Annotated in this window: 10 protein-coding genes; 8 read left to right on the top strand and 2 right to left on the bottom strand. The window is 44.0% G+C overall.

Going from position 1 to position 13,658, the window contains the following annotated elements:
• Nucleotides 1-167: 167 nt before the first annotated feature.
• From MHN00_RS14720 to MHN00_RS14740, 5 genes are all read left to right on the top strand, one after another.
• On the top strand, nt 168-1,073 hold the full coding sequence (locus MHN00_RS14720) for an SEL1-like repeat protein (protein WP_049586796.1): 906 nt from the start codon (nt 168-170) through the stop codon (nt 1,071-1,073).
• A 212-nt stretch (nt 1,074-1,285) separates the two neighbouring features.
• A complete protein-coding gene (gene grpE / locus MHN00_RS14725) occupies nt 1,286-1,909 on the top strand; it encodes a nucleotide exchange factor GrpE (RefSeq protein ID WP_014948971.1) in 624 nt (207 codons plus the stop codon).
• 119 nt (nt 1,910-2,028) lie between these two features.
• The gene (gene dnaK, locus MHN00_RS14730; protein WP_014948972.1) at nt 2,029-3,957 is read left to right on the top strand and encodes a molecular chaperone DnaK; all 1,929 of its coding nucleotides are present in this window, start codon (nt 2,029-2,031) and stop codon (nt 3,955-3,957) included.
• A gap of 200 nt (nt 3,958-4,157) precedes the next feature.
• Nucleotides 4,158-5,288: a molecular chaperone DnaJ gene (gene dnaJ, locus MHN00_RS14735; protein ID WP_014948973.1), complete on the top strand. Its 1,131-nt coding sequence runs from the start codon at nt 4,158-4,160 to the stop codon at nt 5,286-5,288.
• A 311-nt stretch (nt 5,289-5,599) separates the two neighbouring features.
• Nucleotides 5,600-6,085, top strand: coding sequence for a cytochrome c (locus MHN00_RS14740; protein WP_014948974.1), 486 nt, complete (start codon nt 5,600-5,602; stop codon nt 6,083-6,085).
• Nucleotides 6,086-6,206: 121 nt separating this feature from the next.
• Here MHN00_RS14740 and MHN00_RS14745 read toward each other — a convergent pair whose 3' ends face one another.
• Nucleotides 6,207-6,353, bottom strand: coding sequence for a hypothetical protein (locus tag MHN00_RS14745; RefSeq protein WP_187289708.1), 147 nt, complete (start codon nt 6,351-6,353; stop codon nt 6,207-6,209).
• A 101-nt stretch (nt 6,354-6,454) separates the two neighbouring features.
• On the opposite strand from MHN00_RS14745, the gene MHN00_RS14750 reads away from it, so the two are divergent.
• The 3 genes from MHN00_RS14750 (at nt 6,455) to MHN00_RS14760 (ending at nt 12,706) form a co-directional block, all read left to right on the top strand.
• A complete protein-coding gene (locus MHN00_RS14750) occupies nt 6,455-7,717 on the top strand; it encodes a hypothetical protein (RefSeq protein ID WP_239301588.1) in 1,263 nt (420 codons plus the stop codon).
• Between the two features lie 306 nt (nt 7,718-8,023).
• Complete coding sequence (locus tag MHN00_RS14755; RefSeq protein ID WP_239301589.1) at nt 8,024-10,612, top strand: bifunctional diguanylate cyclase/phosphodiesterase; 2,589 nt, start codon at nt 8,024-8,026, stop codon at nt 10,610-10,612.
• A gap of 189 nt (nt 10,613-10,801) precedes the next feature.
• Nucleotides 10,802-12,706: a propionyl-CoA synthetase gene (locus MHN00_RS14760; RefSeq protein ID WP_239301591.1), complete on the top strand. Its 1,905-nt coding sequence runs from the start codon at nt 10,802-10,804 to the stop codon at nt 12,704-12,706.
• Here MHN00_RS14760 and MHN00_RS14765 read toward each other — a convergent pair whose 3' ends face one another.
• Nucleotides 12,707-13,390, bottom strand: a complete 684-nt coding sequence (locus tag MHN00_RS14765; RefSeq protein WP_049586859.1) for a cytochrome b/b6 domain-containing protein — start codon at nt 13,388-13,390, stop codon at nt 12,707-12,709.
• Between the last annotated feature and the right edge of the window lie 268 nt (nt 13,391-13,658).

Genomic DNA, 13,658 nt, shown 5'->3' on the forward strand with positions numbered 1-13,658 from the left:
CACATGCGAGGTATCTTCTGTTGGTACACAAGCAATATTTCGGAGTTAATTATTTGCAATTTGAACTATAAGTGATAGGTTTTAATACAAGGCGACGTCTTTTTGAGCAGTAGGATTTACACATAAGTCGGTCTTAGCCATGACCGAAATAATAAAAAGGGAATTTAATGAAACAAAACTCAGCAAGCACACGTATTCTGCGAATCTCACTACTAATTTCAACTATAATATCTGCATCTGTTTGGGCTATTCCGAATCAACCTGAATGCGCAGACGAAGATTGTTCACTTGCTAAGCTGAATACACTTCGAGCTTTGGCGTCCAGAGGTCATGAACAAACCAGCTTCTCCCTTGGCCATATCTTTATGAACCCTGAATCTGGGGTAAAGACAGATTTAGAAAATGCCTATTATTATTTTGATAAGTCTGCCAAACAGGGCTTCCTGCCAGCTTACCGACAAGCAGCGGGGATGGCTGCACAGGGAATTGGTACACAAAAGAATATGGCTGAAGCCAAGCGATTGATGAAATTTGCTGCAGATGAAGGCGTTAATAGAACGGCAGAGGAATATGCTGTTCTCGTCTTTTCTGATAATGAATCTACCGACGAAGAAAAAGCGACTGCGGTTGAATTTTTGGAAGCCGAAGTTGAAGAAGGAATGAGCTACCTCGCTAACTATGTATTAGCCGTTCTTTATATCAATGGAGAGTTTGTGGAAAAGGATATGGTGAAAGCGAAGTCTCTATTAGCATTTCCAGCGTCAGGTAAATACGCCAATTCGGTAGAGCTACTTCAACAATTAAGTGGAGAGAAAGTTATAGCGCAGGATAATGAGAACCCTAAGTCTACTGCTGGTCTCGATAGCAGCATTGAAACTATTACGGTGACTGGAATTAGTATCAATATGGGCGATGTTCACGGGTTGATGCTAAGTGAACTCAGAAAGCACCATGGGCAAACGGGAAGCAGGATAAAAGGGAATGGTTGCAAAAGAGGTGACCCTCAGTGTGTTATCCTAGATAGTGGTTCAATACGAACGCCAACATTTTGGCAAGTTGGTACCACTAGGTAACTAAATTAAAGAAACTCATTAAAGCGTTAGGAAGCCAAACTTAGTATTGAAGTTTGGCTTTTTTTATATTTTTTTAAAATCACCCACAAAAATAATGTGGATACCCTTGATCACCTTAAATCTAGCCCCATAACTAAGCGCAACAGACTTATTCCCAATAATTTTAACGTTATTGGGCAATGCCTAATTAAGAAAAACGTTTGGAGGTAGGCATGAGCGATAATCGCGACGTGCAGGCAGAACAAGAAAATACAGTTGATCAAACTGTACAAAATGCTGAAGAAGCGCAAGTAGAAGCGTCACAAGCAGAAGGCGTAGAGCTTGATGAAAATGCACAACGCATTTACGAGCTAGAAACGGCACTTTCTGAGGCGCAAGCCACAATCAAAGAGCAGCAAGATGGCGTGCTTCGCGCGCGTGCAGATGCTGACAACGCACGTCGTCGTGCTGAAGGTGAAGTAGAAAAGGCGCGTAAATTTGCCCTTGAACGCTTTGCTGGCGAGTTGCTTCCGGTTATCGATAACCTAGAGCGTGCTATCGAAATGACCGATGGCGACAATGAAGCGGTTAAGCCGCTTTTAGAAGGTGTGGAAATGACCCACAAAACTTTCTTAAGCACTATTGAGAAATTTGGATTAAGCCTTATTGATCCGCAGGGCGAAACCTTCAACCCTGACTTGCATCAGGCAATGTCTATGCAAGAAAGTGCAGACCACGAGCCAAATACGGTGATGGCGGTTATGCAGAAAGGTTATCAAATTAACGGCCGCTTGTTACGCCCTGCCATGGTTATGGTATCGCGTGCGCCAAGTGGTGGTGTGGACACGCAAGCGTAAGTCACGCTTTTTGCGATAAACACACAAAAATGTCAGTTTTTTTACTGACATCTATTGAAAAGGCTGGGGAATAACCCCACTAAAAGTACAGAATTAAGAAACTTTTTCGGAGACACGAAATGGGTAGAATCATTGGTATCGATTTAGGTACAACGAATTCATGTGTCGCAGTTCTAGACGGCGACAAACCTCGCGTAATTGAAAACGCGGAAGGCGATCGTACAACCCCTTCAATCATCGCTTACACAAATGATGGGGAAACATTAGTTGGTCAGTCTGCAAAGCGTCAGGCGGTAACTAACCCGACTAACACATTATTCGCAATTAAGCGTCTAATTGGTCGTCGCTTTCAAGATAAAGAAGTACAGCGTGACATCGACATCATGCCTTTCAAAATTGTAGGTGCTGATAATGGTGATGCGTGGGTAGAAGCGAAAGGCGAGAAAATGGCGCCTCCGCAGATTTCTGCTGAAGTACTTAAGAAAATGAAAAAGACAGCTGAAGATTATCTTGGTGAAGAAGTTACTGGCGCAGTTATCACTGTTCCTGCTTACTTCAACGATTCTCAGCGTCAAGCAACTAAAGACGCGGGTCGCATCGCTGGTCTTGAAGTTAAGCGTATTATCAACGAGCCAACTGCTGCTGCTCTTGCCTACGGCATGGACAAAAAGCAAGGCGACAACGTTGTTGCAGTATACGACTTAGGTGGTGGTACGTTCGATATCTCTATCATCGAAATCGATGAAGTAGACGGCGAACACACGTTTGAAGTACTAGCAACTAATGGTGATACTCACCTTGGTGGTGAAGACTTCGATAACCGTGTTATCAACTACCTAGTTGAAGAGTTTAAGAAAGACCAAGGTATCGACCTTCGTAAAGATCCGCTTGCTATGCAGCGTCTTAAAGAAGCCGGTGAAAAAGCGAAGATTGAGCTTTCTTCTTCTCAACAGACCGAAGTTAACCTGCCATACATCACTGCAGATGCAACAGGTCCTAAGCACTTAGCTATTAAGCTTACTCGTGCAAAACTTGAGTCTTTGGTTGAAGACCTAGTTAAGAATTCACTTGAGCCGCTTAAGAAGGCACTAGCTGATTCAGATCTTTCTGTAGGCGACATCAACGACATCATCCTAGTTGGTGGTCAAACTCGTATGCCGCTAGTACAGAAGTACGTGACTGAATTCTTTGGCAAAGAGCCACGTAAAGACGTAAACCCTGACGAAGCAGTTGCAGTAGGCGCAGCAATTCAAGGTGGCGTACTGTCAGGTGACGTTAAAGACGTACTACTTCTAGACGTTACACCTCTGTCTCTAGGTATCGAGACTATGGGTGGCGTGATGACTGTGCTTATCGAGAAGAACACGACAATTCCAACGAAGAAGTCGCAAACGTTCTCAACTGCTGAAGACAACCAGTCTGCGGTAACAGTACACGTACTACAGGGTGAGCGTAAGCAATCAAGTGGCAACAAGTCTCTTGGTCAGTTCAACCTAGAAGGTATTCGTCCAGCAGCACGCGGTGTACCGCAAATCGAAGTAACATTCGATCTTGATGCTGACGGTATCCTACACGTGTCTGCGAAAGACAAAGACACAGGTAAAGAGCAGAAGATCACTATCAAAGCCTCTTCAGGCCTAAGCGATGAAGAAGTAGAAAAAATGGTAGCTGACGCGGAAGCGAATAAAGAGTCTGATAAGAAGTTTGAAGAGCTGATTCAAGCGCGTAACCAAGCTGACGGTATGGTTCACGCCACACGTAAACAGCTTGAAGAAGTTGGCGATGCACTAAGTGCAGAAGACAAAGCGCCAATCGAAGAAGCACTTTCAGCACTTGAAACTGCAGTTAAAGGCGAAGACAAAGCGGACATCGAAGCGAAAACGCAAGAGCTTATCCAAGCATCTAGCAAGCTGATGGAAGCGGCGCAAGCTCAGCAAGCTGCAGCCGGTGGCGCAGAAGGTGCAGAGCAGCAAGCTTCTTCTGGTAAAGCAGACGATGACGTTGTTGACGCTGAATTCGAAGAAGTGAAAGACGACGACAAGAAGTAAACTGTTGTGTCAGGCCCGTTACATAGCATGTTAGCGGGCCGTGTAAGCAGTTCAGGCGCAGCAGGAATTTCTTGTTGCGCCTTTGTTGTGTAAATGACTTGGCTTTATTGAATGTGTGTTCAGGTTATTTTCACAACAGTCAGATGTAGATTCGATGAGCATAAAATGCTTATCGACAAAAAGTAGGATATGTAAACGATATGTCGAAACGAGACTACTACGAAGTACTCGGGGTAGATAAAAGCGCAGGCGAACGCGAAATTAAAAAGGCGTATAAGAAGCTGGCGATGAAATATCACCCTGACCGTACGCAAGGCGATAAAGGCCTGGAAGATAAATTTAAAGAAATCCAGGAAGCCTACGAAATTCTGTCAGATTCGCAGAAACGTGCAGCATACGACCAATATGGCCACGCGGGAGTAGATCCTAACCGTGGTGGCGGTGGCTTCGGTGGTGGTGCCGATTTCGGCGATATTTTTGGTGATGTATTTGGTGATATCTTCGGCGGTGGCCGAGGAGGTCGTCAATCTCGCGCACGTCAAGGTTCAGACCTCCGCTACAACTTAGAGCTAACGCTTGAAGAAGCGGTTCGTGGCAAGAGCGTAGATATTCGCGTACCAACTTTGGTCGAGTGTGAAGTCTGTGATGGTTCTGGTGCGAAGAAAGGCTCTTCACCTAAGACCTGTCCAACCTGTCACGGCAATGGCCAAGTTCAAATGCGCCAAGGTTTCTTTGCTGTTCAGCAGACTTGCCCTACGTGTTCGGGCAAAGGCAAGATCATTGAAGATCCTTGTAACAGCTGTCATGGCCACGGTCGTAAAGAAAAGACTAAGACCCTTAACGTTAAAATTCCAGCTGGCGTAGATACCGGTGATCGTATTCGTCTATCAGGCGAAGGTGAAGCTGGAGAGAACGGTGCACCTCCAGGTGATTTATACGTTCAGGTCCACGTACGTGAGCACGATATCTTTAAGCGCGATGGCAACAATTTGTACTGTGAAGTACCGTTGAGCTTCACTACGGCAGCCCTTGGCGGCGAGCTAGAAGTGCCAACGCTAGATGGGAAAGTAAAACTGAAAATCAGCCCTGAAACGCAGACTGGCCGAATGTTCCGTCTACGTGGTAAAGGTGTTAAATCAGTGCGAAGCGGTGCCATGGGCGACTTAATGTGTAAGGTTGTGGTCGAAACACCAGTAAACTTATCATCTCGCCAAAAAGAACTACTTCAAGAGCTTGAAGAGTCGATGGGTAAAGCGTCAAGTAAGCATAGCCCGAAAGCGCAAGGCTTCTTTGACGGCGTTAAAAAGTTCTTTGACGACTTAACGAACTAATTGCTTAGTAGTACATACTTCATTTGAAAGCCCTCAGTTGAGGGCTTTTTTATTTTTGAAAGGCACTTAAACGCGCTCTTATGAGTGGCCAATTATCCATGCAGATTGGTATTTGTAATAGAAAGTGCTCACTTTAAGAAGGAAAGGGGGAGTTAGTCTTTTCTTTACTTACTTTTACCGCTAAAAATCTTGCGCATCATCCGACTATTCGTCACGATAACCCAAGTATCGGGACTTTTAGCTTGCAGATCACAAGGCTTAAAAGCCCGTTTGAGACCAATGAATAATATTTACCTAACAAGGGAACAGGCATGAAATTTTCAAGTAAATTGCTACTGAGCGCTGCCACGGCAGGCGCAATCTTATCAGGCTCGGTATTAGCTGCTGACGTGACAGAAGCAACGTCAGAAAAACACGCGGGAGCTGCAACACAATATCGCCAGGCCGTTTTTCAGTTAGTACGCAGTAACATGGGACCGTTAGGTGGCATGGCAAAAGGTGCTCTACCTTTTGACGAAAGCGTTATGGAAACAAATGCCGTACGTCTAGAACAACTTGCTGACATGATGGGCGATTATTTATCAGTTGATACCCGTAAGTTTGACGTTGAAACTGGCGCAAAAGATGAAATTTGGGAAAATTTCTCAGATGTAGAAAAGAAAGTGATGGCACTTAAAACGGCAGCGCAAGGGCTTCAAGCAGCTGTTAAAGCGGGTGATGAAAGCGCGTACAGAGGTGCAATCGGTAAAATTGGTGCAAGTTGTAAATCATGCCATGACGACTATAAGAAGGACTAGCCCAAGCTTGTTTTTCAACACGTGAAAGCGCTCTAATATCGGGTCAGTAAGAATGTACTATTGCATTTTACTGACCCAAAACCTCGATTAGTACTTCGATGTGTTAATTAGTATTTTATAATTAAATCATACAGATAAATTGAGAGTGGCGCTGAAGCGCAGACTCGCAACCTTCCTCAAACAGTAGTGTACTTTTTCGTCCAGGGCTTTGTAGGTAATAAGCATCAGGCATCGCCACACACTTAGCCACCTCAGAAATTGACTTCATTATAGCCTTGTAGAACGTGTCTACGAGAGTACATCGTTAAGACCCATACGCTGTGGTATATTCGTAAGTGCTTAACAACAGATTTTTAATATGGAGATAAGATGCGACCCTCGCTAACGTATGTAGGTACACTGGACGATGTTGTAGAGCGTTTTCCTTGGCAATTCGACGCTGATATAAACTACTTTAATCAATTGCTAGTGAGGAAGGCTATATTAGGAGAGAAGATACTTATCAATGATGGGTATTTACTTAATAATAGTGCGGCAAGGCAAGCTATTCTAAACCCCAGTTGTTCTCCGCTCACGTCACTAATTGAGCAAGGTTTTGTAAGGATCTTATCGCGGAACGCCGATTTAGTCTCCTTACCAGAGAAAATGGCGGATCAAGGTGTTGCCAGTTTCAACGTTTTGAAAAATTCTGCCGAATGGCCAAGTTTGAAGCGAGAATTACGTAAGTGGCAGCCACTGTTAGAAGAAACGGATAATTTTATACCTTGGCCAGAAAAACACATCAGTCATGGCTTTGATCAAATGATCATGCGGTTGGCTGAACGCACACCAGAAGACTTATCAATTGGCAGTGTCAGTCATGACCAGTGGCGACGAGTGTTTGATTTGTATGAACAATCAAATCGATACGACAAAGAGGCTACCCGAACCCGTTGGGAGTCTGCGGTCACTGAGTGCTTAGCTGATAACCATCAAGGGCGTCTAGCTATGATGCACCTGGCCTGTGAGGCGTATCACTACAATTTCGGTGTTTGCTTGGGCAGCCAGACGTCTTTGTCGAAACAGCAAATTTTGGTCGAAACACGGTTTAGCTCAGCGTTTGCTGATTTATCCAAAGTAGATCAAGAGTTACAAATGCAGCACGTTTCAATACCCGGATTGCGTGTACCGCAAAATATATCAATGAATAGCGGGCCAAAATGGGCGGAACTAGTATCTCCGTTTAGCGATGTCGGCAAACAGTTGAGAGCATACCGTCAAGCTCAAGATGACTATTTTTCTGGGCAAGGTACAGAAGAGTGTTTAACTGCTGAGGCTCGTGCCTATTCGAAGCAGTTGTCATCGTTGTTTGGTGAAAAGCAATCGGAATCTGCAGTTGCGAGGGTCGCTATTGGCGTAGGCTTTTTCGCTGCGGGTCTTATGGCGGCGGGTCCAGAAGTAGCGGCAGTCCTTTGGCTGACAGAAAATTACTTGTATCCGACAATAACGCGTAAATTCAAGTTGCGTGACCGTGAATTTTTTAGCAAGAATACAGCCCTTCCCACGCAAACTGTTTCTAGCGCGCTAAGCTCAGTAGTGTTAGATCCTGTTCAGATAAAAGAGCTCTCAAGTACTATCCCGGATTTCAAATAGTTAATTCGTAATAATAAGAACTTTCCACGGGTTCGAAACGTTTCAATGGGTTTTTGCTGGAAATTTGTACAATTCTTGGCTATGTTAAACACTCAGGCTTGGCGATAATTTTCTTCGACTGAAGGTACGCGTTTAGGTACCCAATCTTCGCAGGTCCTGCTTTTAAAAAATATAAAACAGCTCGTAGACAACTGAAACAGCAAAACTTGTAAAGCGCTTAAAACCACGACACAACTTTTCATCCTTTTATTGTCGTGCTGCTATCGTTTGTGCTGAATTCGAAGAGATATCAAAAGGTTTGCTTAGATGGATTTACGCAGTGAACGCATGTTGTCAACCATGCGCACAACACAGCAAAACATTTCGGTGTTGCTCAATGAAAGTCGAACGAAAACAGAGGCTCTGTGTATATTACTTGCCTCGGTAAACCCTAGCAATGGAAGAGCAACGGTATTATCTTGCGACGTAAACCACCTATCATTAGAAGCCGAGAGTGTTGTTTTTCCTTCACATGTATTGCTCATGCTCCCGCTTACACCTTTGAGCGCTCCAATACCTTGCAAAGATTTTATCTTTCCCCCTTCACTCGAACATTATGCTGATAGCTATGTAGTAGTTGCTACCGTGCGAGATATGCAAAATGAAGTAATGGGTGTTGTTCTCACTTTTGTACGCCACAGTGTATTGAGCCCTCTACAACATACATTGATAGATATTACGCGCCAAAAAGTAGAGCTTAGTTACCAATATGAGCTGGCGCGTCATCCCTATTCAGACAAGTTATCCGAACAGCTTGCCTTGTTAGAAGAGGTGAGTTCAATTTCTAAAGTGGGCGCGTGGGAGATTGACAGATTCACAGGCGTACTCTCTCTGACTGAGGTGATGAAAGCCTTATTAGGCTTACCTCGTGTAAAAAGCGTCGGCATTAATGAAGTGCTCGATATGCTTACCTCGAGTGATAGAAGAGACTTAAAGCAGCGCGTTTTTAAAGCGCTTAAAGAAGATAGAGAGTTCGTAAAGCACTTTGAATTTCACGACAAGCAAGGTCGCAGAAAAAGTATAAAACTAACCGTGTTCTTACAAGTTCAGCGAGGAAATGCTAGCGGAATTAAATTAACCCGGCTTTATGGCGCAGTGCAGGATGAAACGGAAATACAGCGTCTATCGGATTCACAACATAACTACACAGATTATCTGACCAGTTTATTGAATAATGTGGATAGCGTGGTGTTAAGCATAGATGAACATGGCACTATTCTAACTGCAAATGAACGCGTTTATTCTGTATTAGGCTTTGAGCCCGAAGAGCTGATTGGGCAAGATATAAAATTAATATCAACCAAGGTGCAAAATACCGATGCGCCTTCTTGTTTCATAAACATACCAGCGGGTTTAGCATGGTGTAGCGAAAATGGCTCGGTAAACGAATGTCTTCGCCATAAAAATGGTAAACGTATTGCCTGTGAAGTTAATTTGTCGAAATGCTCTGTACATAATCAACAATTAATTATCGCCTCAGTGCGCGATATCACTAATCAAAACCACGAAATTGAGCATTACAAACAACTCGCTTTAATCGATACGGTGACAGGTCTTCCGAACTTACACCAATTTGAGCGATACCTTGGCGATAAAGCTCATGACGACAAGTCATCTAAACCATTTGCCACGTTTATGCGCGTTGCTATCTGTAACATAAAAGAATACGAAAATGCGTTTGGAGAGCCAACGATAGACTATATTCTGAGAATTTTGGCTAGTCGCTTCATTCGCATATTCGAAATTAACAAGCGCAATTCAGCCAGTATATTCAAATGTGAGAGAGGCGCTTTTTATATTCATCTTCATCAATATTTTAGTGAAGAAGCACAGTCTCTAAATGCTGCACACGATTGCGCTATTCTTATCCACGATCACGTGCTAGCGCCAATAACCCTGCACAACAGCCTCTTAAATATTGAAACGCAAACCATAAGTTGCACGGTTCCAACGAAGCATTTTTCGTTTAAAAAGATAAAAGAACTATTGTCGAGAAAACCTTTAAGAGAGGTAAAAAATACTTCTACTTTTAATTCGGAGCACGAGTATTTTCATGTTAATGCAATTGATATCGAGCGGTACAATTACATTAAACACTCTCTGAGCAGGGCTATTTCTAACAACGAGTTATATATTGAGCTACAACCTCAATACGATGCAACGAAGAACGTTATAAGCTCAGAGGTGTTGTTAAGGTGGAAGCATCCTCATATGGGTACAGTAAGCCCTTCTGAATTCATTCCTATTGCCGAAGAGAATGATTTTATTGCTGAACTCGGGCTGTGGGTGTGTAACGAAGCCTGCGGGTTACTTAGTGAATGCCAGTCAAAGAAAATTAACACTAAGTTGTCTGTTAATATCAGTGCAAAGCACTTAGCGCGAGCTGATTTTGTTAAGAAGTTCGTCGCAATAGTAAATAAGTGGCGCGTGTCACACAAAAATTTAACTCTAGAGCTCACTGAAGGTGCATTGATAAGAGGGGTGAGCGTTATTCAACGTCGCGTTAGAGAGTTAGCGGAACAAGGGTTTAGTTTGTCTATCGACGATTTTGGCCTTGGTGACTCAAATTTAAATTATCTTCAAGATTTGCCAATTACCGAACTGAAAGTAGACAGGGTATTTGTCGAAGCGATGGAATGCTCGCAGCAAAAAACATTATTGGTTACAAGTATTTGCAACATGGCCAAAGCGTTACACATAAATACCGTAGCTGAGGGAATAGAAACAACGGGTCAATTAGATCAAGCTAAGGCATGTGGTTGCGGAGCATTTCAGGGATATTACTTAGATAAACCCATGAGTGTAGATGATTGGAAAAGTAAAATTAGTGAGAAGCAATATAAAGAAGGTAGTTAACCTTACGCAGTTGAGGGTTTATTCAAGTATGCATTGAAACAACCGCTTCGATACCTCTTGTTATCAAATATGGAGATAAAGTTTAAATTTATGTAAATCAGTTTGTTAGTCGATCTACGCCTGAAGTCTTATTAGTAGATGTCATGTAACTATCGTAGGGTGAAGATAAACCCTACTCAGGACATGGTTATGACTTATAAAGATGAATATATTGCCTCGACCCAGCACCCCGATGAGTTTTGGTTAGAACAATCACAAAAGCTAGCGTGGTTTCAACCTCCTCAAAAAGGATGCCAACCTACAGATAATGGTTACTTCGACTGGTTTAGGGGAGGGCAGCTTAACACCAGCTATTTAGCGCTTGATCATCACGTAAAAAATGGTCGTGGCGATAAAACCGCGCTTATATATGACTCACCTGTTACACAAACCACTCAGCACTTTACTTACAAAGAGCTATTAAACCGTGTTGCCGAGTTCGCAGGCGGCTTATCTCGCTTGGGTGTGACGAAAGGCGACCGCGTGATTATCTACATGCCCATGATCCCGCAAGCAGTGATCGCGATGCTTGCTTGCGCCCGTTTGGGAGCTGTGCACTCTGTGGTGTTTGGTGGCTTTGCCGCAAATGAGCTTGCAGTACGAATAGATGACGCAAAACCGGTAGTTATTGTTACTGCGTCATGTGGCATTGAAGGCAATAAAGTTCTACCGTACAAACCTCTTGTTGATGAAGCAATATCATTGGCAGAGCACAAACCACAGGCATGCGTGTTGTATCAACGCCCTCAGCTAATTGCTGAGTTAAATGAAGCAATTGACCACGATTGGCTCTCTCTGGTTGAAGCTAGCGTGCCAGCTTCTCCTGTTGCCGTCGATGCAACTGACCCGCTTTATGTTCTTTATACTTCAGGTACAACCGGCAAACCCAAGGGGGTCGTTCGAGATAATGGCGGGCACGCGGTTGCTCTTCATTATTCAATGGGCGCGATTTACGGTATTAGTGAGAACGATATTTTTTGGGCTGCATCGGATGTTGGTTGGGTGGTCGGTCATTCATATATTGTCTATGGCCCGCTCATAAAAGGCGCAACGACGGTACTGTACGAAGGAAAGCCCATTGGCACTCCTGATGCCGGTGCATTTTGGCGTATGATAGAGTCTCACAAAGTGAATGTGCTTTTTGCAGCTCCAACAGCATTTAGAGCGATACGAAAAGCGGACCCTGATGCTGAGTTTTTATCTAAATACAATACGTCGAGCTTGCGTACCTTATTTATGGCGGGTGAACGTCTAGATCCGCCAACATATTTCTGGGCGAGCGAGAAGGTTGGTGTTCCCGTTATCGACCATTGGTGGCAAACCGAAACTGGCTGGCCAATTTGTTCAAACCCGATGGGGCTTGAACCATTGGCCACGAAACCCGGTTCATCAAGCGTGCCTACGCCTGGATTTAACGTAAAGGTATTGCAAGGTGGTGATGAACAGCAAGTAACCGGTGAAAAAGGCGCTATTGCTATCAAGTTACCGCTTCCCCCAGGTTGTTTGACTACGATTTGGCAAGACCATCAACGGTTTGTCGATGGCTATTTACGAGAATTCGAAGGGTATTACAGTACCGGAGATAACGGGTACGTAGATGAAGATGGCTACGTATTTATTATGGGTCGCACCGACGATGTCATAAACGTTGCCGGGCACCGGTTATCTACCGGTGAAATGGAAGAAGTGCTTGCAGGACATCCTGCCATTGCTGAATGTAGTGTAATAGGCATCCATGATGCACTGAAAGGGCAATTGCCAGTTGGCTTGGTACTGCTAAAAGATGGCGTTACCGTTGATGAACAGGCACTTGAACAAGATTTGGTTCAACGGGTTCGTGATAAAATTGGGCCAGTGGCGTGCTTTAAGCGAGCCATCGTCGTCAATCGTTTACCCAAAACCCGGTCAGGTAAAATTCTCCGAAAACTGCTGCGTCAAATTGCAGCCAATGAATCTGTTGCCGTACCCTCAACCATCGATGATCCGTCAAGCGTAAGTGAGATTGAGACGCTCATGCGAGAGAAGGGCTTGGTCAACAAGCCCACGGCTGTTTAGCTAGTAGTAATATTCATCTGCCTGTGGGGCTGGCGGGTATACTTCAATAGCCACATATACAGCTGCTGCGGCGATGAGCGCCACAACAAAAGCACGTAGAATTCGCGAGTCAGTAATACCTGCTGTTGCTGACTCCTTATTGCCATGCACCATGGCGGGAACCAATTTTTGCTTCTTATACACGCTGTAAAATATTACCGCGCCTATATGAAGTGCGATAACGTAAAGTAACACATCAAAGGCAAGGTGATGCAGAGTGTTCATTAGCGCTAGTGTTTCTTCTCCGGCTAGCTGGCGATAGGGACCGTCTAAGAAAATATCATCGGTCATGAACAATCCCGATACCGCTTGTATAGCAAGCAACACTAGCATAACGACCACAAACCATCCGCCTAAAGGGTTGTGGCCAATAGCGGGTTCGGACTGCCTATTAAATAAGGTTTTTATATAATTGAAAACCTTTCTGGGACCAGTAATAAAGCTACTGAACTTGGCGTGTTGCGTACCAACAAATCCCCAGATTATGCGGAAAACGATAAGGAATAAGGTGAAGTACCCAATGTAAAAGTGCCATTGCACTTTGTTTTCAAGCCATTCTACTGTTGCATATTGCGCTAAAAGGCTCGCTACAATAAGCCAGTGAAAAAGCCGGGTGGGAATATCCCATATAAGAGTTTTTTGCATAGTAAATTTAGTTGGGTTGTATTCTGACTTATCCACACTTGCCGCTCAGCGGTGACGAACAAGTACTCGGTCATCTGTTAATTGCCATAGCGTCGCTTAACTTACTCTATAAAACAAGTAGGCCCAACGGCAGAAAACCTCTGTTTGTCTTAGTGTTGCAATTAGGACATGTTGATCTTTGCATCAAAAATGCGCAGTAAAGCTCAACATGTCCTAAGCATCGTGTACTGAATTTTTTTACATCCGAGCTTGAAGTTTTGGCAAAGAA

This window comes from Alteromonas sp. Cnat2-8 (genome assembly GCF_022348355.1).
GTDB classification, from domain to species: Bacteria; Pseudomonadota; Gammaproteobacteria; order Enterobacterales; family Alteromonadaceae; genus Alteromonas; species Alteromonas macleodii.

Coding starts and splice junctions, on each gene's coding strand:
- MHN00_RS14760 (WP_239301591.1), top strand. CDS start 10,802: ATGACTTATAAAGATGAATATATTGCCTCGACCCAGCACCCCGATGAG.
- MHN00_RS14745 (WP_187289708.1), bottom strand. CDS start 6,353: ATGAAGTCAATTTCTGAGGTGGCTAAGTGTGTGGCGATGCCTGATGCT.
- grpE (WP_014948971.1), top strand. CDS start 1,286: ATGAGCGATAATCGCGACGTGCAGGCAGAACAAGAAAATACAGTTGAT.
- MHN00_RS14740 (WP_014948974.1), top strand. CDS start 5,600: ATGAAATTTTCAAGTAAATTGCTACTGAGCGCTGCCACGGCAGGCGCA.
- MHN00_RS14755 (WP_239301589.1), top strand. CDS start 8,024: ATGGATTTACGCAGTGAACGCATGTTGTCAACCATGCGCACAACACAG.
- dnaJ (WP_014948973.1), top strand. CDS start 4,158: ATGTCGAAACGAGACTACTACGAAGTACTCGGGGTAGATAAAAGCGCA.
- MHN00_RS14765 (WP_049586859.1), bottom strand. CDS start 13,390: ATGCAAAAAACTCTTATATGGGATATTCCCACCCGGCTTTTTCACTGG.
- dnaK (WP_014948972.1), top strand. CDS start 2,029: ATGGGTAGAATCATTGGTATCGATTTAGGTACAACGAATTCATGTGTC.
- MHN00_RS14750 (WP_239301588.1), top strand. CDS start 6,455: ATGCGACCCTCGCTAACGTATGTAGGTACACTGGACGATGTTGTAGAG.
- MHN00_RS14720 (WP_049586796.1), top strand. CDS start 168: ATGAAACAAAACTCAGCAAGCACACGTATTCTGCGAATCTCACTACTA.